Source organism: Chitinophaga dinghuensis (genome assembly GCF_003259435.1).
Taxonomy (GTDB): domain Bacteria; phylum Bacteroidota; class Bacteroidia; order Chitinophagales; family Chitinophagaceae; genus Chitinophaga; species Chitinophaga dinghuensis.
This window is the reverse complement of sequence record NZ_QLMA01000006.1, coordinates 321,576-344,959: the sequence shown is the minus strand read 5'-3', so window position 1 is coordinate 344,959 and position 23,384 is coordinate 321,576. Positions and strand designations below refer to the sequence as shown.

Annotated in this window: 19 protein-coding genes; 4 read left to right on the top strand and 15 right to left on the bottom strand. The window is 44.8% G+C overall.

Features of this window, described 5'->3' with window-relative positions:
• Positions 1 to 7 precede the first annotated feature (7 nt).
• From CLV59_RS19035 to pyrR, 4 genes are all read right to left on the bottom strand, one after another.
• Positions 8 to 2,404 carry a hypothetical protein gene (locus CLV59_RS19035; protein ID WP_146616245.1) on the bottom strand — a complete coding sequence of 799 codons (2,397 nt, stop codon included), beginning with the start codon at positions 2,402 to 2,404 and terminating at the stop codon, positions 8 to 10.
• On the bottom strand, positions 2,367 to 3,386 hold the full coding sequence (locus CLV59_RS19030; RefSeq protein ID WP_111593664.1) for a hypothetical protein: 1,020 nt from the start codon (positions 3,384 to 3,386) through the stop codon (positions 2,367 to 2,369). The genes CLV59_RS19035 and CLV59_RS19030 overlap by 38 nt, the downstream gene beginning before the upstream one ends.
• 123 nt (positions 3,387 to 3,509) lie before the next feature.
• Entirely contained in the window at positions 3,510 to 4,439 is a 930-nt protein-coding gene (locus tag CLV59_RS19025) for an aspartate carbamoyltransferase catalytic subunit (protein ID WP_111593663.1), read from the bottom strand.
• A 48-nt stretch (positions 4,440 to 4,487) separates the two neighbouring features.
• Positions 4,488 to 5,018: a bifunctional pyr operon transcriptional regulator/uracil phosphoribosyltransferase PyrR gene (pyrR, locus tag CLV59_RS19020; RefSeq protein WP_111593662.1), complete on the bottom strand. Its 531-nt coding sequence runs from the start codon at positions 5,016 to 5,018 to the stop codon at positions 4,488 to 4,490.
• A 202-nt stretch (positions 5,019 to 5,220) separates the two neighbouring features.
• Between pyrR and CLV59_RS19015 the strand changes: the two genes are divergently transcribed.
• On the top strand, positions 5,221 to 5,709 hold the full coding sequence (locus tag CLV59_RS19015; RefSeq protein WP_111593661.1) for a peroxiredoxin: 489 nt from the start codon (positions 5,221 to 5,223) through the stop codon (positions 5,707 to 5,709).
• A gap of 2 nt (positions 5,710 to 5,711) precedes the next feature.
• On the opposite strand, the gene CLV59_RS19010 is transcribed toward CLV59_RS19015, so the two are convergent.
• The 3 genes from CLV59_RS19010 to prfB form a co-directional block, all read right to left on the bottom strand.
• The gene (locus tag CLV59_RS19010) at positions 5,712 to 6,692 is read right to left on the bottom strand and encodes a hypothetical protein (protein ID WP_111593660.1); all 981 of its coding nucleotides are present in this window, start codon (positions 6,690 to 6,692) and stop codon (positions 5,712 to 5,714) included.
• Positions 6,693 to 6,847: 155 nt separating this feature from the next.
• The gene (gene pruA / locus CLV59_RS19005; protein ID WP_111593659.1) at positions 6,848 to 8,479 is read right to left on the bottom strand and encodes an L-glutamate gamma-semialdehyde dehydrogenase; all 1,632 of its coding nucleotides are present in this window, start codon (positions 8,477 to 8,479) and stop codon (positions 6,848 to 6,850) included.
• A gap of 107 nt (positions 8,480 to 8,586) precedes the next feature.
• A protein-coding gene (gene prfB, locus CLV59_RS19000) for a peptide chain release factor 2 (RefSeq protein WP_111593658.1) occupies positions 8,587 to 9,682 on the bottom strand; the annotation gives its coding sequence in 2 pieces (ribosomal slippage) (positions 8,587 to 9,621 and positions 9,623 to 9,682; 1,095 coding nt in all).
• Positions 9,683 to 9,844: 162 nt separating this feature from the next.
• On the opposite strand from prfB, the gene CLV59_RS18995 reads away from it, so the two are divergent.
• Both CLV59_RS18995 and pgi read left to right on the top strand, forming a co-directional pair.
• Positions 9,845 to 10,654 carry a hypothetical protein gene (locus CLV59_RS18995; protein WP_111593657.1) on the top strand — a complete coding sequence of 270 codons (810 nt, stop codon included), beginning with the start codon at positions 9,845 to 9,847 and terminating at the stop codon, positions 10,652 to 10,654.
• A 35-nt stretch (positions 10,655 to 10,689) separates the two neighbouring features.
• Positions 10,690 to 12,342: a glucose-6-phosphate isomerase gene (pgi, locus tag CLV59_RS18990; RefSeq protein WP_111593656.1), complete on the top strand. Its 1,653-nt coding sequence runs from the start codon at positions 10,690 to 10,692 to the stop codon at positions 12,340 to 12,342.
• 439 nt (positions 12,343 to 12,781) lie between these two features.
• Here pgi and CLV59_RS18985 read toward each other — a convergent pair whose 3' ends face one another.
• The 8 genes from CLV59_RS18985 to CLV59_RS18950 all read right to left on the bottom strand — a co-directional run bounded on the left by CLV59_RS18985 (position 12,782) and on the right by CLV59_RS18950 (position 22,495).
• Positions 12,782 to 13,201, bottom strand: a complete 420-nt coding sequence (locus CLV59_RS18985) for a DUF3276 family protein (RefSeq protein ID WP_111593655.1) — start codon at positions 13,199 to 13,201, stop codon at positions 12,782 to 12,784.
• 157 nt (positions 13,202 to 13,358) lie between these two features.
• On the bottom strand, positions 13,359 to 15,155 hold the full coding sequence (locus tag CLV59_RS18980) for an ABC transporter ATP-binding protein (protein WP_111593654.1): 1,797 nt from the start codon (positions 15,153 to 15,155) through the stop codon (positions 13,359 to 13,361).
• Positions 15,156 to 15,294: 139 nt separating this feature from the next.
• Complete coding sequence (locus CLV59_RS18975; protein ID WP_111593653.1) at positions 15,295 to 16,227, bottom strand: phosphoribosylaminoimidazolesuccinocarboxamide synthase; 933 nt, start codon at positions 16,225 to 16,227, stop codon at positions 15,295 to 15,297.
• A gap of 99 nt (positions 16,228 to 16,326) precedes the next feature.
• Positions 16,327 to 17,682 carry an exonuclease domain-containing protein gene (locus CLV59_RS18970; RefSeq protein ID WP_111593652.1) on the bottom strand — a complete coding sequence of 452 codons (1,356 nt, stop codon included), beginning with the start codon at positions 17,680 to 17,682 and terminating at the stop codon, positions 16,327 to 16,329.
• A gap of 27 nt (positions 17,683 to 17,709) precedes the next feature.
• Positions 17,710 to 18,870 (bottom strand): ABC transporter permease, encoded by a 1,161-nt coding sequence (locus CLV59_RS18965; RefSeq protein ID WP_111593651.1) that lies wholly within the window; start codon positions 18,868 to 18,870, stop codon positions 17,710 to 17,712.
• Entirely contained in the window at positions 18,863 to 20,032 is a 1,170-nt protein-coding gene (locus tag CLV59_RS18960) for an ABC transporter permease (RefSeq protein ID WP_111593650.1), read from the bottom strand. The genes CLV59_RS18965 and CLV59_RS18960 overlap by 8 nt, the downstream gene beginning before the upstream one ends.
• Positions 20,029 to 21,018, bottom strand: coding sequence for an HlyD family secretion protein (locus tag CLV59_RS18955; protein ID WP_111593649.1), 990 nt, complete (start codon positions 21,016 to 21,018; stop codon positions 20,029 to 20,031). The genes CLV59_RS18960 and CLV59_RS18955 overlap by 4 nt, the downstream gene beginning before the upstream one ends.
• A 10-nt stretch (positions 21,019 to 21,028) precedes the next feature.
• Positions 21,029 to 22,495: a TolC family protein gene (locus CLV59_RS18950; RefSeq protein WP_111593648.1), complete on the bottom strand. Its 1,467-nt coding sequence runs from the start codon at positions 22,493 to 22,495 to the stop codon at positions 21,029 to 21,031.
• 315 nt (positions 22,496 to 22,810) lie between these two features.
• Here CLV59_RS18950 and CLV59_RS18945 point away from each other — a divergent pair, with 315 nt between their 5' ends.
• Positions 22,811 to 23,344 (top strand): YceI family protein, encoded by a 534-nt coding sequence (locus CLV59_RS18945; RefSeq protein ID WP_111593647.1) that lies wholly within the window; start codon positions 22,811 to 22,813, stop codon positions 23,342 to 23,344.
• The last annotated feature ends 40 nt before the right edge of the window (positions 23,345 to 23,384 follow it).

Sequence of the window (23,384 nt, the reverse complement as noted above, 5' to 3'; positions counted from 1 at the left end):
TCATCTATTATTTCCAATTTTGCGCATCGGGACAATGGGTTTGTAATGCATTATAGGCGGCCGTTTTTCCAAACATAGCCTTTAATTGCTTTCTGAGCGGGGAAGAATAATTATCTCTCCAATGTTCCTGACTTGCATAACTGCCATGAGCAGCCTCATCACAAAGAGCCGCCATGATAGTTGCTTTTGCCTTTAGTTCCGGATCATTTACCGCATAGAATATGGCTTCGCGATAAAGTCTCGCTGCTTCGGAACAGTCATAATAGGCATTGCCATAACGGACCGTCAATGGCCAGGTGTTATACCAGAACTGGCTTCTCTCCTTGTTGGCATATATTTCACTGTATGATTTACCCCAGTTAATGAGTCCCCAGTTTTTCCCGTCATAGGTGATATTGTAATATGCATTTCCCAATTGCATGGCTGCTACAGCCTTCTCCGCAGCTGTCCTGGCTTCGCTCCTGGCTTTCTGAAGTCGCAATATATGATCCACCACCGCTTGTTTATCTTCTTGCTTATAGTTAGAATAGTGGTTGGTATCAATATGATGTAATGGTGTCACCGCTTCGATATTATTGCAAAGGTTATAATAATCGAATGGGGAGTTCTCCCAGTAGTTTTTCGGGATCTTTGCGAAGGTAGCAGAAGCCGCGGAGAATTGTCTGGCCCGTACCTGGAGGGTTCCTTTTACATCCAGCAATACATTTTCATCCACCAGGTTCATTGAATTGATGAGTTTTTCAAAGGAGGTTTTGGGCAATTTATGGTTAAAGGCAATGAGTGCATCTATATCAGCTGGGGATCCGTATTTTTCAAACCAGGCAATACTCGCGTAGCTGGTAATAGTGTCACTGTCCTCCCAGCCATAGTAGTTATCTACATGTATGCCATAGTGCCGTGCCTTCTGGAATGCAAGTCCGGCCTTCACCAACTCTCCATGTTTCATCAGTTGCTGGGACAGCACCAGGTACAATTGGGGCATCAGATCCAGCATAGGCCCATTGATAAGCTGATCTTTATATGGTGCTTCCCTCATCGTTTCCAAGAGATGAAATTGCTCATATATTTTCTGCTGTACGCGCGGATCGGCGGTATTGGATGCATACATGGTACCTAATACGGCAGCAATGGCTTTCTGACGAATATAACGGGGACGCCCCTTCGTATTTACTCTCTGGAGCCAGCTATCCGCTGTGGAATAATCACGGTCTATCTGACAGAGATGTGCAATAGCTAGGCCCAGCAAATCCTTATGAACAGTAGATTTCCTATAGAGTGAAATTAATTCCTGTTTCACTTCCTCCAGGTATTTAAGGTCTTTAATGCTGTTCTTACTCACAAAACCGCCGGTTCTCCATTGAGCTTCACTGTTGCCAAAGCCCAATAATTCCGGCGTAAGGAGCCAGTCTTCCAGCTTATTGATTTCCCTGCATATTATGAGCGGGAGAAACTGATCATTGGGGTCTATTGCTGCCACTCCATGAATATAAGGCAGTCCCTTATCCGGCGATTTGATACTTAGCACAGTGTAGGCTGTTTTGCGTAACGCTGTATCGGTGGCCGTTTCCAGGAGTTTTTTGATCTTCGCTTTTTCCAGTAAACGAAGTGTGTAATTTTTCTTTTCATCGGAGCGGGCAAAGCATTTCAGCCAGGCTTCTGTCTGACTAAGCTTCTCATTGGGCATCCAACCGTAGTAAAGTAGGCCCCAATCGGCCACTATACTTCTTTTATTGAGTAGTTCCTGCTCATAATAGTCTCCGAACAAGTGCATATCTGGCCATGACAAAGTATCATTTGTAAATATTTGATAGCTCAGTAATTTCAATCCCTGAAAAATATAACGTTGACGGATAAACGTTGGCAGATTGGCGTTGCACCTGGATTTTATCGTATCCATGATGGTTCCGAAATACCCATGATAGGCAGAGCTATCCACCCAGGGATCGTCCAGGTAGCCTGCATCGCCTTCGATATTTTTAGCAAGGATCATATAATCCATGGCCGATTTATGGGACGGTTGCTTCAACCATTTTAGAAAGCTGTTCTGCCGAAAGATGCCCTGCGGCGTATCTTGTACTGCCTGTAGAAAATCATTGGGTTGCATGGCATACTGTACTTCCATCACGTCCTTCCAGGAGGCGACGTTGCCGGTATATTGGCTCCATTCCTGGCAGTTTCTTTTTCTATCGTTTTGCTGAGGATCTGAGTCGAAGGCTGCCGGACCATCTGCATTAAAATACAGTGGTTCAAGATTATCGTGGCCGGCAATAGGTTGTCTGAACAAAAGGATTTGCTCCTGGTTCCGATACCAGTCCGGAGGACAGCTCTGGCTGCTGGTTATAAATAGCAGGCTGGCAGCTACCCCACTAATAATGATCAAAAGTTTCCTGGATGAGATGTGCATATTTTTTTGAGTTGTCCATATCCCAATGATAGAAAGCAATGGCGCCATGGCGCGGGATTTTGTTGGTTACATAGCTGATGATCTCCTGTAAAGCTGCGGGCTCCACATATTCCCTTCTCAACACATCTCCTTCGCGGATATAATGGTTATCGATTACCGTATCAGTTTTTGAAATAAAATTATTTGCCTGAGCCGGGTGGAAAACGCTCGTATCTTCAGTCAGACGCGCGTCTTCATAAACAATCTGTTGGAAATCATTATTTCTGAACCAGGCATACCAACCGAATACCGGAAATGCCAGATCTAACGGTAATGGATATACTATTTTCCCTGTGATATACTTTTGTAATTCTTCTTTGGTAACAATAGAGTTGTCGACTTCCTGCTTACTAATACTATTGATGTTATAGCACATGAGCATGCCTCTGTCGACCGGAGGAACGCCCATTTTCTGCGCATATTTATAGGGATACAGCCGTATGGTAGCAGACAGAACGGAATAGTTTTCATTGGCCCTGAAGGCGCGGATAAATGCGAAGTATTTTTCTTTCGTACGCAACGTCCAGTCGCAGTCAAACTGGATTTCAGAGATATTGCCTTTAATGGATAACTGCCTGGTTAATGTCCTGATTTTGCCACCGACTTTACGTGCAAAAACGGCGCAGGAATCGGCAGACAGCTTTTCAAACACCCGGTTCTCAATGTATATAACGGGCTTGACACTTGTTAACCGGTTCCAGTACCAATATCCGGATTTATCAGGACCAGAAACGGGTATTGGCATCTGGCGTCTTTCATCCCAGACCACATCAAAATAATGGAGGTAGATATGATCCGGTTTATAGTTGTACATGGCACTATGTTCCTCCTCGTTGCAGGTGGATTTCCAGAAATAGAATGCACGACTGGAATGCTGACTGCGCTTGCAGCTCAGGGCTGAAATAGAAATAAAAAGTAGTAGTAGGGAGATGCGGAAACGCATGTAGAATGAAATTACTGCAAAGCTACGAGCAGGGCATTATCCGAAAAAAATATCGTTCGTGTTAGTGATAAGAATAAAAAAAGCGGTAGTCTCCTACCGCTTTCCTGTTATGCGAAAGAACGTTTATAAGGTTTGTTTTCCTGCAAGCAGATAGAGCGCAGCCATACGGACAGCTACTCCATTTTCCACCTGATCGAGGATGATGGACTGACCGGAATCAGCTACATCTGAATTGAGTTCTACACCTCTATTGATGGGGCCCGGGTGCATGATAACGATCTCTTTCTGGAGACTGTCCAGCAGGGCGCGATTGATGCCGTATGCGATAGCGTATTCTCTCAGGGAGGAGAACAGTGGCGTATTCTGGCGTTCCAGCTGAATACGGAGCACATTGGCTACATCCGCCCATTGAAGGGCTTCGCGGATATCATAGGTAACGTTAACGCCTAATGCAGATTCCAGGTATTTAGGAATCAATGTAGGGGGGCCTACTACGGTCACTTCCGCACCAAGTTTTTTAAGACAGTAAATATTAGAAAGGGCCACACGGGAGTGCATGATGTCTCCGCAGATGGCGATTTTCTTTCCTTCTACTGAACCAAGTTTTTCTTTGATAGAAAAAGCATCCAGCAAAGCCTGAGTAGGGTGTTCGTTGATACCGTCGCCGGCGTTGAGGATGGGAACGTCGATGTGTTTAGACAAGAAATGCGGCGCACCGCTGGCGCTGTGACGCATTACCACCATATCCACTTTCATGGAGAGGATGTTATGCACCGTATCTATGAGGGTTTCCCCTTTAGATACAGAAGAACCGGAGGCGGAAAAATTGATAGTATCCGCGCCAAGTCTTTTTTCAGCGAGTTCGAATGAAATACGTGTGCGAGTTGAATTCTCGAAAAACAGATTGACAATAGTAGTATCGCGGAGCGTGGGAACTTTTTTAATTGGCCTTTGTAAAACTTCTTTAAACTGGCTGGCTGTTTGAAAAATAAGTTCTATATCCTGACGCTGCAGATCGCGAATTCCGAGTAAGTGTTTTACAGAAAGTGACATTAATGTGCAAATATAAAGGATGAAACCTGAATTGTAAAATTCAATTTGCTAATCTACCAGAACAACCTCATCTTTTCCATCTCTCTCTTCCCACAAGACCTTTACTTTTTGAGAGATAAATGCATCGATGGTTCTGCCGGTATAATCCGGCTGAATAGGCAACTGACGGCTGAAACGACGGTCAATCAATGCCAGCAGCTCAACAGCAGCAGGGCGGCCAAAATCTAACATAGCATCGAGTGCTGAACGGATCGTTCTACCGGTATACAAAACGTCGTCTATCAGTATGACTTTCTTATTCTCAATAGAAAAATCAATGCTTGTTTCATTGGGAACATGTAACCCCTTCCCTTTGTTGAAATCATCTCTATAAAAAGTGATGTCCAGTTTGCCATAACGGATATTGGCATCTGGCAGCAATTTGCGCAAAGTGCTGTAAATCCTGTCTGACAGAAAAATACCTCTTGGTTGTAGTCCTATCAATACCGTCTCCTCAAACTGAAGGTGATTTTCTATTAACTGGTGACAAAGCCGGTCTATTGTAATAGACAATTGCTTTCCGTTTAGTATGGTTTTCAAAACACGATGTTTTAGGGGCCAAAAATAACAATTAATGAGGCAGATAAAAAGTCAAAATATTCATTTGTCGCCTGGGATCATAAAAAAATACATTCCTCCTTAGTTATATGCAAAAATATTTACATAATTCACAAATCCCGTTACAAGTCTTACATTCGTAGTATAAGATATTGCTATGCGTACACTAAAATTATTTTTGTTTATGGCAATTTTACAGTTCTGGAGTCCTTCAGCGGATGCCCAGATAAAAACCGGAGACAAGGTGCCGGTATTTTCCCTTCAGGATCAGGATGGTAAAACCTTTGATCTGGCGAACTATGTGGGCAAGCAGCCCTTGGTGATATACTTTTATCCTAAGGATGAAACCAGTGTATGTACGAAAGAAGCTTGTTCTTTCCGTGATTCCTATGAGGAATTCAAGAAGCTGGGCGCGCTGGTTATCGGCATTAGTTCTGATAATGTGGCTTCGCATAAGAGTTTCGCGGCGCATCATCAGTTACCGTTTACGTTATTGAGTGATCCTGATCAGAAAGTACGGAAGCTGTTTGGCGTTCCGAAGACCTTCGTGATTCCGGGCAGAGTAACGTATATCGTGGATAAGAAAGGGATTGTGGTACATACGTTCAACTCCATGCGTGATGGAGAAAAGCATGTCACCGAATCGCTGGAAGCGCTGCGTAAGATGCAGTAAAATTAATGCGTTGTAAAAGTTTGCCGGATAAGATCCCGGTATTGATAAGTAACCGGCGGATTCCAATACCAGAAGGCAATCCGCCGGTATTTTATTTTTCCTGTTATATATTTTATGGCAGACGCCAGAACGGCTGGCTGCACCGTTTCTCTACTTAACAAATCATTTATCTTCAACGCAGTACCCTGATAACTGGTATCCTTCCGCACTATATATTGCCCCTCTCCCTGTGCTTTAAATAGCGAGGTATCTTCCCGGAAGAACTCGAACAGATAAGGATATCCTAGCTTCTTTCCATCCCGGTATTGCACCATCCAACCTGCCACAGGAAACGCCAGATCTAACGGTAAGGGATATACGTTATCTTTAAAATATCCTGCCAGGCTCTCTGGGTCAAGATTGACATTATTGCTACTGGTATCATTGCTTCTCCCTATATCATAACATTGCAACATCACCCTGGTTACGGGCGGCACGCCCATGGTTGCTTTTTCTTTGAATGCATAGAGATTGACAGTAGCGGAGAGTTCTTTCTGAGGCTGCAGTTGTTTCAGCTGCAGGAGGAGAACGAAATACTTTTCTTTAGTAGCGGGCGTCCAATTGCAATCTACCTGTATTTCATCCGCAGGTTTCACATTGGATTGTTGCAGAATTTTGGAAGACAACAGCTCCATTTTGCTATTCATTTTCGCTGCCAGTGGGGCCATGGAATCCATGGGTAGTTGCGCTAACACCCTGTTTTCGATATGTATTACTGGAGTAAACGGGTTCTTTCCATAGAAGGCCGAATCTGCAAACTGGTGTCTGAAGGAAGGTTTGGGGAGCGGAATATTATATTCATCGCTCCAGGTGACGTCGAAATAGTGCAGATAGAGGTGATTAAAGGCATCAGACGGTAGTTTAGCTATTGAATCGGCCGGCTGATAGAAGGCGGTCCAGCTATAGAGTGCATGGGTATTTTCCTGTTTCGATTTGCAGGACATACAGCAAAGTAGAACGACAATTGCAATGGGATGACGCATGGTAAAACAATGAAAGAATGAAACAGGAAGTTAATCAATACCGTGGTTTTCAGCAAAAAGAAAGGCGATGGATTTACTCCATCGCCTTTATATAGTGGTATTGTACAATGCTATGATTATGCCTCATTCAGGAATGGGTACCTGTAATCAACAGGAGGAACAAAAGTCTCTTTGATAGCTCTTGCACTCAGCCAGCGATAAAGGTTCAGCATAGAACCTGCTTTATCGTTGGTACCGGAAGCGCGTGCACCACCAAAAGGTTGTTGGCCCACAACTGCGCCGGTAGGTTTATCGTTGATGTAGAAGTTACCAGCAGCGTTCACCAGTTTTCTGGTTGCCAGTTCTACAGCATAACGATCCTGTGCGATGATAGCGCCTGTCAGTGCATATTCGGAAGTATGATCCAGTACTTCCATGATTTCTTCGAATTTCTCTGCATCATATACGTGGATCGTCAGCACTGGGCCGAAGATTTCCTCGCACATGGTTACGTATTTAGGATCTGTTGTTTCGATGACAGTAGGTTCGATGAAGTAGCCTTCTGATTTATTATAGTTACCGCCGGCGATGATTTTAGCAGCAGGATCTTTCTTTGCGTTATCGATGTACTGTGCGATCTTATCGAAAGAACGTTCATCGATTACAGCGTTGATGAAATTGCTGAAATCTTCGGTGGTACCCATTTTCATGGTTTTCAGATCTGCTACCAGTTTAGTTTTGATAGCTTCTGCGATGTTGCTTGGCAGGTAAGCGCGGGAAGCGGCAGAGCATTTCTGACCCTGGTATTCGAACGCGCCGCGAGCCAGTGCAGTGGCAGCGATCTCCACGTTAGCGGATTTATGGATGAGGACAAAGTCCTTACCACCGGTTTCCCCAACGATACGTGGATAGGTTTTGTATTTATGAATGTTTTCGCCGATGGTTTTCCACATGGTCTGGAATACGCCGGTAGAACCGGTGAAGTGAATACCAGCGAAGTGTGGATTTGCGAAGCAGATATCACCGATGAGTGGGCCGCTTGCGTATACCAGGTTGATAACGCCATCAGGCAGGCCTGCTTCGATGAGTATTTTCATAAACATCTCAGCGGCGAATACTTGTGTATTAGCTGGTTTCCAAACTACCACGTTACCGCACATAGCGGCGGAGGTAGGCAGGTTACCGCCGATAGCGGTGAAGTTGAAAGGAGTTACTGCCAGTACGAAACCTTCAAGCGGGCGGTATTCCATACGGTTATGGATACCAGGAGCACTAACAGGTTGTTGGCGGTAGATTTCGCTCAGGTAATGAACATTCCAACGGAGGAAGTCGATCAGTTCGCATGCGCTGTCGATTTCTGCCTGGAAAGCGTTTTTACTCTGTCCCAGCATGGTCGTAGCGTTCATGTGGTAGCGATATTTGGTAGCGATCAGGTCTGCGGCGCGGAGGAAGATACCTGCGCGTGCTTCCCAGTCCATGTTTGCCCATTTTTCACGGGCAGCCAGGGCTGCTGCGATCGCGTCGTTGATGTGGGAAGCATCTCCCTGGTGGAAATGACCCAGTTTGTGTTTATGTTCGTGAGGAGGACGCAGGTCAACAGTTTTGCCGGTGCGTACTTCTTTACCACCAATGTACATTGGGATGTCGGCAGATTCCGCTTTAAAAGCTGCCAGTTGTTTTTTGAGGGCAGCTCTTTCCGGAGAACCCGGCGCATAGCTAAGAACAGGCTCATTGGCTGGCGCTGCGTAATCAAAATATCCTGTATTCATCTGGTAAGATTTTGTTGTTTCGAATAAATAATATGCCTCTTGCAGTTTCCGCTGCAAAGGTACTTGTTGTAACCAGTTGAGGCTTATTAATTATTAGTGGATACTTATTAATTATTGTCCTCTTCCTTTTGCATCATGAGGTATGCCTTGATGAAACCGTTGAGTTCGCCATCCATTACCGGCCCTACGTTACCTACTTCGTATTCGGTACGGTGATCTTTAATCATTTTGTACGGATGGAATACGTACGATCTGATTTGAGATCCCCATTCGATTTTACGTTTGTTGGCGTTGGCGGCATTTTTCAGCTCTTCTCGTTTACGGAGTTCTTCTTCATACAGGCGTGATTTCAACATGGTGAGCGCTTTTTCGCGGTTCTCTCCTTGTGTACGTGCCTGTTGGCATTCGATGATGATTCCTGAAGGGACGTGTTTGAGTCGGACAGCTGTTTCCACTTTGTTTACGTTCTGTCCTCCCTTACCGCCGGAACGATAGAATTCCCATTCCAGGTCAGCAGGGTTTACTGCAATCTCGATGTTATCATCCACTAACGGATATACATATACGGAGGCAAAGGAAGTATGCCTGCGCGCATTGGAATCGAATGGTGAAATACGTACGAGCCTGTGAACGCCGCTTTCGGCTTTCAGGTGCCCATAGGCGAAATCGCCGTCAAACTCAAGGGTAGCGGATTTGATACCAGCGCCATCGCCGTATTGCGTATCAATCTCAGACACTTTCCAGCCTTGTTTCTCACCATACATACGGTACATACGCAGCAGCATTTCAGCCCAATCCTGGCTTTCAGTGCCGCCTGCACCGGAGTTGATAGTAAGTACTGCAGGCATTTCATCTTCAGGCTGGTTTAAGGTAGACTTAAATTCCAGGTCTTCCAATGCTGCCAATGCGGCTTGGTAGGCTTGTGTTACTTCCTCTTCAGTTGCTTCTCCTTCTCTGAAAAAATCGTTGAGCACACTACTGTCTTCTATGGCAGTATGCACATTGTCGTAAAGGTCAACCCAATATTTGTTTACCTTAATTTCTTTCAGGATGGAAGTTGCTCTGGCATTATCATCCCAAAATCCGGGGGCCAGGCTTAATTGTTTGTCATTTTCTATTTTGGCTAATCGGTCAGGGACGTTAAAGAAAACCTCCCAGGACGTGAAGACGATCCCTCATAGCTTTAAGTTGCTCTGCTGTCATAGGTCGCAAATGTAGTAAAAAATGTACAAATCTGCTAATGTAATACCGATTGATATATATACTGCAACAAATCTGCATGGTTAAACATGGTATTTAGCAAAATATTTACGAAATTTATTGATAACCAGGTTCTTCATATATAATCATTTGGTCATTTGTCTTATGCAAGCCCATGATACCCTCTATTACAGGAACAGGTCTATTTTCAACTCTATTGCCTTTTTGATACTGATCGTAGTGCATCTGCTGTCATGGTTATTACCCATTAACGGCATTAGCGCTACAGCGGTATCTGATTTATATCCCAGTTTGTTTGAGCCGGCAGGATTTACTTTTCACATCCGGGAATTACTTGATTTTAGTTTACTGGCATTTACTATTTGCCAGCAAATGATGGCATTTGCTCCTGAGGAAGAAGCGCGCCTGCGATATCACATGCAACGCATGCAGCATTGGTTCATTCTTAGTTGTATTTGTAATGCAGGATGGTTTTTCGCCTGGCATTATGAGTTGATTCCTTTGTCCATGTTACTGAAAGTAATATTGCTATTCTGTTTGATTCGTATTCATCAGAACTTTCAGATTTACGATCCGCAGGCTTCCTGGAAAGAAAAATGGTTTGTACATATTCCTTTTACCATTTATCTGGCCTGGATAACTATCACTACCTTAATGAATTTTGCCACACTGAGCACATATGAACAATGGATGCCCTCTCCTGTTGCGCAGGTGGGACTTGCTGTATGCTTGGTTAGTGTCTCTACTATCATCAGTATGTTAATGATTCTTTTTCGCAACAATATCCTGTTTGCGCTTGTTAATGTGTGGACGCTATACGGTATCTTGTATAAGAGGCAGATGACCGGTGCAGCAGAAGAATATGCCATTGTCCATGCCTGTATTATGGGAATCGGAATTATTGCGGTAACAATTTCATGGTATTTACTCAGGAAACAGAAATCATCCACCTAAAATATTAATTTTGGCGCGCATTAATATACACTACTATGTTCCCATCAATCAATCCTACTACTACCAAGTCGTGGCAGCAGTTACAGCAGCACGCTGAAGAAATGAAGAAGGTGCATATGCGTGCCTTGTTCGCAGAAGATAAAGAAAGGTTTAGTACTTTCTCGATTAAGTTTGAGGACATTCTCTTTGACTATTCCAAGAATATCATCACCGAGGATACGAAGAACATACTTCTGCAACTGGCGGCCGACTGCAAGGTACCTGATGCCATTAAGGCGATGTTCAACGCGGAGAAGATCAACGTTACTGAGAACCGTGCCGTACTTCATACTGCATTGCGTAATATTTCCGGCAAACCGGTCCTGCTGGACGGAAGAGATGTAATGCCGGATGTGGAAGCCGTACTGAACAAGATGGATCATATATGTCGCCAGATACATTCCGGCGAATGGAAAGGATATACGGGCAAGCCTATACGTTATATTGTAAATATTGGTATTGGCGGTTCTGATCTTGGTCCGGTGATGGTTACAGAAGCGCTGAAACCTTACTGGAAGGAAGGTATTCATCCTTTCTTCGTATCCAATGTGGATGGTACTCATATTGCGGAAACCCTCAAACAGATTACGCCAGACGAAACCCTGTTTCTGATAGCCTCCAAGACATTCACCACCCAGGAAACCATGACCAATGCCCTCACTGCGCGTGACTGGTTCCTGCAACATGCCAAGGATGAAAAGATGGTGGCCAAGCATTTTGTGGCGCTTTCTACCAATGAGAAAGCAGTAACCGCATTCGGCATTGACCCTAACAACATGTTTGAATTCTGGGATTGGGTAGGTGGCCGTTATTCTCTCTGGTCTGCGATTGGTTTATCCATTGCGCTGACAGTGGGTTATGACAACTTCACCCAGCTTCTGGCGGGCGCGCATGCGGTAGATAACCACTTCGCACAAACGCCGCTGGAGAACAATATTCCGGCTATCATGGCACTCATCGGCCTATGGTATGGCAATTTCTTCGATACTGCCACAGAGGCAATTTTACCATACGATCAGTACATGCATCGTTTCCCAGCCTATTTCCAGCAGGGAAATATGGAAAGTAATGGTAAACATACGGATCGTACAGGCGTTGACGTTAAATATGAAACTGGCCCTATCGTATGGGGAGAACCAGGGACTAACGGTCAGCATGCCTTTTATCAACTGATTCACCAGGGAACGCATATCATTCCATGCGATTTTATTGCACCTGCTATCAGTCATAATCCTATCGGGGATCATCACGTGAAATTGTTGTCCAATTTCTTTGCGCAGACAGAAGCGCTGATGAATGGTAAAACGGAGGCGGAAGTACTGGCAGAATTGAAGAGCGCCAATGCTTCTGAGGAGGAAATCAAACGGGTACTGCCTTACAAGGTATTCTCCGGCAACCGTCCTACTAATTCCTTCCTGGTGAAAGAGATAACGCCATATACCCTTGGCTCCCTCATTGCATTATATGAGCATAAGATATTTGTGCAGGGCGTTATTTGGAACATTTACAGCTTTGATCAGTGGGGTGTAGAGCTGGGCAAACAACTGGCCAGCAAGATCCTTCCTGAGCTGCAAAATGAAGATTTAGTCATTAACCATGACGCCAGTACGAACGGACTGATTAATGCTTTCAAAAGCATGAGAAAATAATTCAAGTTTAAGGCTTAAGCCTTTCATGGGTTTAAGTTCTGAGGTTGAAAGTTGTCCCGCACTTTTTAGTGCGGGAATTTTTTTTCTCGCAAAGGCGCAGAGGGGGCGCGAAGACGCGGGCGCCTGCGGCGCTGAGCGGAGTTGTTTGCTCGCAGAGCAGCATAGGCAGCAAAGCAGCAGTGAATTATGTTATGCTGTTGTTTATGTAATTAGAGATTGCTGATAGGAACCGTAACAGCATCCGTAAGCCATTTATGTCAATATTTTTATCTTCAACATCTTTGCTGCTTTGCTGCCTATGCTGCTTTGCGAGCTAATCTATCCCGCACCATTCTTTGCCCCTTTGCGTCCACCTTTGCGCCTTTGCGTGAAACCTCCGCGCATAAAAAAACCCCCGGAGAAATCCGGAGGTTGTCAGTGTATGATAAATAAATTCAGTTTACCATTTGTCTACATCATCGGCAGTATGTGAAGAAGGAGCAGCGGCTGCTTCTACCGGAGCTGCAACTGGGGCGCTTGTAATTTCAGCACCTTCTGCATCGTCCTGGTCTTCCTGCACATAATCGTGGTTGTAGGCATCAAAGTCAAAATCGGGCATCAACTCAGTTTTCACGTAGTTGATGGTTTCGGTCAGCGCGTTCAGGAACTTGTTAAAGTCTTCCTTGTACAGGAACACTTTGTGCCTGTCATAACCGTTGTCATTAAAACGTTTCTTACTTTCAGTGATTGTAAGAAAGTAATCATTTCCCCGAGTGGTCTTTACATCAAAGAAGTACGTTCTTCTTTTGCCCGCTTTCAATCGTTTAGAAAAGATGCTATCATTGTTTCTTTCCTGTTGATTGTTGTTTTCGTACGCCACAGTTGATAGATTTAAGTGTTAACGAATCAAATCCTGTTTCAATAAGGAACAAATATACTATTGTTTTACAAATATCAAAATAATTTTAAATGATTTTGAAAAATCATAAAACCGCCGCGTATACTGGCACTGCAGCGTATATGCAAGGACGTGATTCTTACTCAGTTAGTGGTTCTTCTTCCCCTGATTGCTGACGTGCATACAACTCGGCATAATAGCCGTTTAATGACAATAATTCATCATGCGTTCCTGCTTCTGCAATCCTTCCTTCATCCAAAACGATGATCTTATCGAACTCAAATAAGGCGAATATGCGATGGGTGATAATGATAGCAGTTTTATCTTTCAGATAGGCGTAAAGGTTGCCAATGATTTCCTTTTCTGTACGTGCATCTACGGCAGAAAGGCAATCGTCGAACAGGAGGATATGCGGATTTTTGATCAGTGCGCGGGCAATGGATATACGTTGCTTCTGGCCGCCACTGAGCGTAACGCCTCGCTCTCCTATCGTGGTTTCGAAGCCTTCAGAAAAGCCCAGAATATCCTTTTCCACAGAGGCTTGGCGGGCAGCTTGCTGCACCTTATTAATATCTGCGGTAGGGTCTCCAAAACGTATGTTATTGGCAATGGTATCGGAAAACAGGAATACATCCTGTGGTACATAGCTGATCTGTCCGCGCAAATTATCCAGTGGCATAGTGCCGATATTATGGCCATCCATCAGGATTTTACCTTCCTGCGGATCGAACATACGAATCAACAGCTGCGCCAGGGTGGTTTTCCCGGAGCCGGTCCGACCTATCACCGCCACTTTCTCTCCTGGCCGTATATGCAGGTTAAAGTCGCGGATAGCAGTTATACCAGTATGCGGATAAGTGAACGTTACATTTTCCATACGAATTTCGCCAGTAATGTCCACGGCTTTGGCATCCGCGGCATTACGAATCTCCGGCTGAATCTGTAAAAATTCGTTTATGCGTTGCTGTGAGGCAGCCGCTCTTTGAATCATGGACGCGACCATTCCTATAGAGAAGAACGGGAACATCAGCATATTTACATAAATCACAAACTCAGCCAGGTTCCCTACTGTAATATTACCGGCAATCACCTCCATACCGCCAATGAAGATGGTCAGAATTACGCTAAGTCCGATCATCAATGCCATAGTGGGCTGGAAGAGCGCGTCGGTTTTAGCCAGACTGATAGAACTCTGTTTATATTCTTCGCTGGCCTTTTCGAAGTGCCCAGCGCTCGCGTCTTCCTGGACATATGATTTTATAACACGGATACCAGAGTATGATTCCTGCGCAATAGAGGTTATCCCAGATAATTGCGCCTGGATGCGTTCACTTTTCTTATGTATAATCCGGTTGACGTAGTAAATTGTCAATGCCAGGAAAGGCAGTGGAGATAAGGTATATAACGTCAGCATGGGATTGACTTGTATCATCAGGTAGATGATGATAACAATCAGGAATAAAGTTCGGGAAGCATACATAATGGCCGGCCCTACGTACATGCGTACCCGTGATACGTCTTCTGTGATGCGACTCATCAGATCGCCGGTGCGATGCATCTTGAAAAAATTCAGATCCAGCTGCTGATAATGCTGATAGATTTCATTCTTCAGGCCGTATTCTATATGCCGACTCATCACAATCAGGGTTTGGCGCTGTAAGAACAGGAAAAAGCCGCTGAGCAGGGCAAACAGCAGGATACTGATGCCGTAGAATGCAAGTATTTGAGAAAAACTACCTCTGAATATATGACTCAGACCGGTATCTTCCAACAGCCGGTATTCATCCAGGTTATGAGAGAGCAAATCGAAGATCTGCCGGACCATAATGGGTTGGAAAACGCTAAAGACAATGGATATGGCGGTAAATAATAATCCGAGGATTAACCGCCATTTATTTTGGAGGAAATATTTATTCAGTGCCGCTAAATGTTTCAAAGCCTATCTGTTTATGGAACAAAAATAGGACTTTCTGCTATTCCCTATGCAGACAAATTACAGGCGGAAAAAACAGCCTGTAAACAGCAATGCCTCCTTCCTGAAGGAAAGAGGCATTGGCTAAATATTATATCCGGCATTATGCCATTTTCTGCAGCTCAGCATTGATTCTTGCTTCTGCTTCAGCAGGCGTAACGTCTTCTTTCACAAATTTCTGTCCGGTGATGTTTTCGAACAGTTCAATATAACGTTCGCTAACGCTATTGATGAATTCGTCAGTCATAGTTGGTACTTGCTGACCATCTTTACCCTGGAATCCATTTTCCATCAGCCATTCACGAACAAACTCTTTACTGAGCTGACGTTGTTGGATGCCGGCTTTCTGGTTTTCTTCGTAACCTTCTGCGTAGAAGAAACGGGAAGAATCTGGAGTGTGGATCTCATCAATTACATAAATCTGGTCACCGATTTTACCGAACTCGTATTTGGTATCAACGAGGATCAGGCCACGTTCAGCTGCCATTTCTTTACCTCTGGCGAAGAGCGCCAGGGTGAATTTTTCCAGCTGTTCGTAATCTTCCTTGCTTACCAGACCCTGAGCGATAATTTCTTCACGGGAGATATCCTCATCATGACCTTCATGCGCTTTGGTAGTAGGTGTGATGATTGGCTCAGGGAAGAAATCGTTTTCTTTCAGGCCTTCTGGCATAGTAACGCCACAGAGTACACGCTGACCGGTTTTGTAGGTTCTCCACGCATGACCGGTGAGGTTACCGCGTACCACCATTTCTACCGGGAAAGTTTCACATTTCAGACCGATAGTTACACTTGGCAGCGGCGTTGATTTTACCCAGTTAGGGACAATGTCTTTGGTAGCTTCCAGCATGATTGCAGCCACCTGGTTCAGTACCTGACCTTTGTAAGGGATCGGGCGAGGCAGTACTACGTCGAATGCAGAAATACGGTCGCTAACAACCATCACCATCAGTTTATCATTAATGGTGTATACATCACGTACTTTCCCTTTGTAGAAAGCGGTTTGACCTGGCAGGTTGAATTTTGACTCTAACATGAATAAAAATTATAAATTGAAGATGAATGACACTTTTACAGGGTGCAAAAGTAAACACGAAACACATGACTTGCTACACCAAACAAGATTTTTTTCTTATCATTCCCCGGGAATGCCCGTTGCATAAGGCCTCAGCAATCCAATAATCGTATCGTTCTCCGGATACGGCGTCAGAAATGAGCGGATGGCTTCCGGATCACTATGATCTAAATGTTCAGGGAAATACCCCATTCCATAGAATTTGCCCTTTTCCATCAGGATACAACTGCGTTCGCCCGGCTGCAAGCCTTTGTCTACAATAGTTACAGAAGGTTGTTGTTGCTGGAGATAGCGGATAGCTTCCATCACGCGATCATTATAAAGGATCGCATCTTCTTCCTGTTTGCATGCGCCATTGCAGGTTCCTGCCGTAATGCCGGCACATGTCCCCTCTCCTTTCTGCAGGAAACATAATTTTGGACACAGCTTAAACTCCTTTATGAGCGTGCGAAGCACCCGATGCCCATCAACCAGCAGATTAAAACAGTGAACAGGATGGGAATGTTTACGTTTCTTTTCGATGGCTATACGAAGATAGCCCTGCTGGTCTTCAAACAGGTAAAATCCGTATTTATACTCTACATGCTTCTGCGCCGCATTAAACGGAGGCCAGAGTCTTTTGATTTCTACCGATTCCAAAATAGAGGCCATCAGCTCCGTAGCGGTAGGCTGATAGGTAATACTATGAATGGTTCGCAGGAAATTCTGGCGTTGACGACCGGGGTTATTACCCGTGAAATGACTGTTTACGCGTTTTTTCAGATCCAGGGCCTTACCCACATACACTACTTTCCCTTTCTGATCATGAAAATAATATACGCCAGGTGCGCTGGGCAGATCTTTTACTTGCTCTGGTGGCAAGTTTGGCGGCAGAAACTGTTCTTTCGATCCGCCTTTCAACATACCGGCAATCGCCTGCGTATGATCATGCTGCAACATCAGCCCAAACAGCTTCATCGTGGCTTCTGCATCCCCGGAGGCCCTGTGACGGCCATTGATAGGGATTTCAAAATGACGACAAATATTCCCCAGGCTGTAAGAGGGTAATCCAGGGAAAATTTTACGGCCCAGGCGTACTGTACAGAGTTTTTTAGCCTGTAAGTCGTATCCTGCGGCCTCTAAATGATATTTTAAAAAAGAATAATCGAAGTTGACATTGTGGGCGACGAAAATATTGTCTTTCAATAGACTGAAGACCATCGGGGCCACGGCTTCAAAAGGAGGCGCATCGGCCACCATTTCATCGGAGATTCCCGTTAATACGGAGATATAATATGGGATGGGAACACCAGGATTGACCAGCGTTTCGTAATGCTGCACCAATTCTCTGCCATCATACAAATAAATGGCAACTTCTGTTATTCCGCTGGCACTGGCATGACCGCCAGTAGTTTCGATATCTACTATTGCATACATCCTGTAACAAAGATATTGCATTTGAGATTACCTCCGCCTATTCAAAATGGAGAGTCGCCATAAAGCGAGGGAAACATACATTATCCACAGCAACAGCAAATGGATAACGCTGGTCATATTATCGGCCAAACTCGCTCCTGTCTGCACGATCGCCACATAGATTTTCATAAAAGGAGTGGTGGGTAGCAAGGAAGAAAAGAGTTGCATGGACCTCGGCAGGGAATCATAAGGCCAGGCGAGGCCGCTCAACAGAAAAAATGGATAGGTGGAAAATACCATGAGTTGTGCCGTCAGCAGTTGGCCTTTGAAAAGCGTCCCCAGCGTGAACCCCAATGGAATCAAAGTAAATATAAAAATAATAAAAGCCACGGCTACATCCAAGGGATGCCCCCGGAAGGGAATGTCCAGGGTTCGGTAATTGACGGTCATGAAAAAGGCGGCGTATGCACAGAACAAAAGGAAATAAAACAATCCTTTGCCCCAAAGGGTCGTAGAGAGACTATTACCAGCCATTCCCACCAGTTGCGGAATCTGTTTGTTCTGACGATCTAATGCCACACTTTCCGCCAGTCCAATCAACAAGGTTTGCTGAAGGATAAGCGCCAGTAGTCCTGGTAACAGAAAGCCGCCATAGCTGGAACGGGTATTATACAAGGGTCTGTAATCAAAATTCACCGGCATTGTTTCCTGCATAGCAATGGTAGTCGTATTACCTTTCATCTGGTTATACCTGAGTCGTACCCCCGCTCCCACTGTCATTCCGATATTGGTAATAGCCATGGCCAGTTCGCTGGATGGCAGGAACCTGGCTCCATTCACGGCAAGCACCACGTCGGCCTGTTTTAAGTCCAGCAGCTTCTTTTCCATGCCTTTGGGTATTAACAGAAAACCCTGCATTTGTCCATAGTACATACTTTGCTGGGCATCCTCCATACTGGCAGCACGAACCACCTGCGCTACCTGCAGTTTGCTCACCTGTTCCACAAAGGTGCGTGAGAGGTTCGAGTTATCCTCGTCTACCACACCCAGCATTACCTTCTCTTCTACTTTATACATGTATATACTCCCATAAAAAAAAGCGTAGATCAGTGGCGCCAACAAGAGTGTCAGGAGCAGACTATGATCCTTTGCAACGAGCTTCAGTTCCCGCAGGAATAGCTGTCCTATATGTGAAAATACATTAGGCATGTTGTACCAGTGGTTTATTGAGCTTTCGCTGAAAGATGATAATCGCCACAGGATAAGTGACCACAATAAAGAGTAGTAACTGGGTTATTTCATGGTAGCAATATTTCAAAGGAAGATGCATAAAATACACTTTGAAAAACGAATCCAGGAAAGGCGTAAACGGCATCAGTTGCGCGTAGAACTGATCGAACCAGGGCATTCCCCAACGAGGAAAAGTAAATCCGCTAAAAACAAATGCCGGCGAAGTATAGAACAGGCCTATATCACAGGCTACCATCACATCGTTTACAACTGCCGAAACCATCATCCCCACGCCAATGCAGGCAATCGCCAACAAGGTATACATAAAAAACAACGGGTAATTTGACGCGATCAATCCATCGGCGAAGATGGGGAACATCACGCAGGTGACCAGCAAATAATTTACCCAGGCCATTGTCAGATGGGCCAGCATTTTACCGGTGATTACCACCGAAGCGGAACCGTTGGACAATTGCTGCAACTCCGCTATTGTACCGGTTTTGCGCTCATAATTGAGTACGAGAATTGCCACCATGATGATCATCATCTGCAGCGCAACGGCAATTAATCCAGGTACGAGATATGCCTGATAATCATATCTGGGATTGTACAATACCCAGGAATGTAAATTGACAGGGAGTACCAATGACATGGCCTGCGTGGCAGGCATGCCTGTCTTCACCATTTTTTGCAGTATTACGCCGGAACCTGCGGTGATAATTACCTGCGCAGCATCTTTGTAAATCAGCTTAGAAGTGACCATAGATGCAGCGTTCGCGTATAAGGTAACCGTTACAGGATGGCGACTTTTTATATCTTTATCCAGTGTGGCCGGGAAGTGCAGCGCGGCTAGTATCTCCCCGTTTTTCATCATTCTTTCTATTTCTTCATAATTATTTACCTGGTGGGTGATATGTATAGACTCGGTTTCTTCCAGCAGAAAAGTGAATTGGCGGGACAAAGGCGAATGCGCTTCATCCCAGATGGCCACCGGCAAATCTTTTGCGAACTTATTGTTGTAAATGGTAGCATAGATCACGCATACTATGGCAGGCATCACCAGGAGCACCACATAGTGCACCGGGAGGGTCAGTATACGTTTCCATTCCCGAATAAAAATCTTATAGATGGCGGTAATCATGGCAGTATTACTGATGCGGTCATACCTGGGCGCAATCCCTGGATAGCCGCTTCATTTACAGGTTTAAAATCCACTGTAAAAGTGCGCAGTTCAAAATCCCCTTTTGCTTTTACAGGTACCCAGTTGGCGAATGTCAGCGATGGAGCCACTTTATCCAGGCGGGCATCAAACTGTTGGGGTTTACATCCTGGCACTGTCATTTGCAGTACAGTTCCAGGTTTGAGGGTATTCATCTGATCCTGGCGGATATTAAAACGTATATGGTAGGTAGATGGCTTCTGCAATGTAATTAAGGGATATCCGATCGCAACGATTTCGCCTTCTTCAATCACCATCGACGAAATAATACCATCAGTAGGCGCATGGATGTAGGTGTTGTCGGCGAGCGCTTTTGTTAATTCATAACCTTCCCTCGCCTGGCGGAGAATGGCTGCAGCAGCCTGTATCAGCTCAGGGCGATTTCCTTTCTCCAGCATTTCCATATTCAATTTGGCGGTTTCCATTTCCTTTTTCGCTGCTTGCAATTTGAAATAGACCAGGTCTTTTTCTTGTCCGGAAATTACCTCATCATTGAAAAGATTTTCCATGCGCTTGTATGTTTTCTGCATGAGTTCATACTGGTCCTGTGTAATTTTATAGAGGTTATCTGCCGCTTTGATGACTTCCGGCCGAGCGCCTTTTTCCAGTAATGTCAACTGGCTCTGAGCAGCGTCTATGGCAGCCAGCGCCTGATTGCGGATAGCATTAATTTCGGTAGACCTTAGTACGCCGAGTAACTGTCCTTTGTGAACGGTATCGCCTTGTTGTACTAGCAGGCTATCCAGTCGCCCTGGAAATTCCGCAGCTACATCTACATAATCTGCGTCTACCATACCTATCACGCTGTTATCGTTTGCAGCAGGCTTCTTCACGAAGAATATCAGCGCGATGATAATGATGATAATGGGTACGAGTAAAGCCCAGTAGTTTTTAAAGAACGCTCTCATCGGTATGCATTTATTTCATTCCATCAATATAAGCGGCAAACTCTTCCGGAGTGCCCAGTATATTCCAGTATTCCGCCATGGCAAGGTAGTAGCCTAACACAGCGGTATAATATATTTTCTCCATTTCTTCTTCCTGCAATAAAGCCTCATTAACATCTTTAACGGAAGACAACTGATTTTCCATGCGGTCAGTGATCAATGCAGTAGTGAGGCGGGCTTGCTGACGTGCGCTGTCCAGGGATGCCACTTCCCGTTGCATAGCCGCCATTTTGTTTTTTGCGATGGCGAGTTGCAGTTCCAGGCCGGATTTGGTATTGAAGGCAGCCAGCCTGGCTTCTTCCACCAATTGTTCGCTGGCGCGGGTACGTTTCACGCGGGAGAAACCGTCGAAGATATTCCATTGCAGCTCCACTCCTACCAACCATGGCGGAATAGTGACGGGTAAGTCTTTTTGATAGACATTGACATTACCAATGGCGAAAATATTGGGCATGGACAAACTACGTGTAGCCTTCACCGCTACCTTCGCCTGATCAGTGGTATTTTCCACCAGTTGGTAGGTAGCATTATTCTCCAATTGTGTTGCTGGCGTATATGCCGTATCTAAATTGTAGTCATTATATCGAAGCGTATCATTAATCGCGATAGGCGTTCCCAGTGGCTGTCCCAGTAATTTATTCAGTTCCAGCAAAGCATTTTGTTTGTCCAGTTGCAGATTAGCATATCTGTTGGCCGCCTGTGTATAGGCCACATTGGCCCAGTTGAGCAGGTATGGCGGTAGTAATTGATTCTTTTTCAGAGAGGCCGCATATTCTTTGTTTTTGCGGAAAGCGTCTACCATGATGCTTTCATGAGAGAGGATAGTATTGAGATAGAGTATACGCAGGTATTGCGCGCTGATACCGAAGGTCAGTTCTTTTTCCACCAGTTGCTGGTTGAACTGGCCCGCTTTCACATTGGCTTTGGCGAGGTCCTGTGCGGCACTTATTTTCCCGCCCAGGTAGATAGGTTGTTTCACAAAAACGCCGGCGGTAAAATAAGATTGTTTGGCGAGTTGGGGGTTATAGTCGGGATACAAGGTATTGATGATTCCCTTGGTAGCATTATAAATTTTATCCTGTACCGGTTGTGGCAGATCAGCGCCGGTAATTTGATGAAATACTTCATTGGCGGTATTGACGCTTTGAGTAGAGGAGCCATTTACTACGCCATCTTTTACTTGTTGCAGGTTAATTTCCAGCGGTTTCCCGAGATAGTTATAGCCCGCCAGGAGGTCAACTTTTGGGAAATAGGCTCTGTTTTCAGCCTGGAGGGCGTATTCGCGGGCCTGGAGTGAGTGTTGCGCTTGTTGCACCACTGCATTTCCTTGTTTTGCTATGCGGTAACAATCTTTCAGCGACCACTCTTTTCCACCATTCTGGGCTTTTATGTTAACAGTATACAGCAATGTGATAATGATAACTGGAAATGGTTTCATAAGGTTCATATTTCGGTATGGCAGCGCTGAAGGTTACACCGATCAGATAAACAATCAATTATGCATAATGTTTGTAATATTTTTAAAAAAATAATGATTAATAAGGTATAAAGGATATCAGATTGAATTCCTTATCTTTAGTAACGCACAAATTGTACATCATTTTCCTTATTCTGTGCATTTGATCCCTTTTGGTAAAGCTTGACCTTTGTATGGTCTTATGAACAATAAAAAAAGCGGACTTGTTAAGCATTAAAGAGTAACGCAAACTGTTCACGGGCAGCAACTTATTTCAACCACATAAAACATTCACTTATGGCAAAAACAACATGGGTAGCAGACGCTGACCACAGCGAGCTTGGCTTTAAGATCAGACATTTGATGATTACCAACATCAATGGAAAGTTTAACACCTTCTCCGTTGACGCAGAAACAGATGATGAGGATTTCGCGAACGGTAAAGTGACAGCATCAGTGGATATTGATTCCATTAGTACCGGTAATGAGCAGCGGGATGGTCATCTGCGCAGCCCTGATTTTTTTGATGTCGACAAATATCGCTATATAAAATTTGTGGCCACTAAAACGGAAAGTGTGGATCATGATGGATCATGGACGCTTTGGGGAGATCTGACTATCCGGGACATTACAAAAAACATTAAGCTGGATGTGGAATTCGGCGGTGTGGTGAAAGATCCCTGGGGCAATACGAAGGCAGGTTTTACTGTACATGGTAAAATCAACCGTAAGGATTTCGGCCTGAACTGGAATGCGGTAACAGAGGCTGGTGGCGTAATGGTGAGTGAAGAAGTTAAAATTCACTGTGAAGTACAGATGTTAAAGAAATAATATTCCCGGTCCCGCCCCGCTGCGGGGCCTTTTAAAAAAA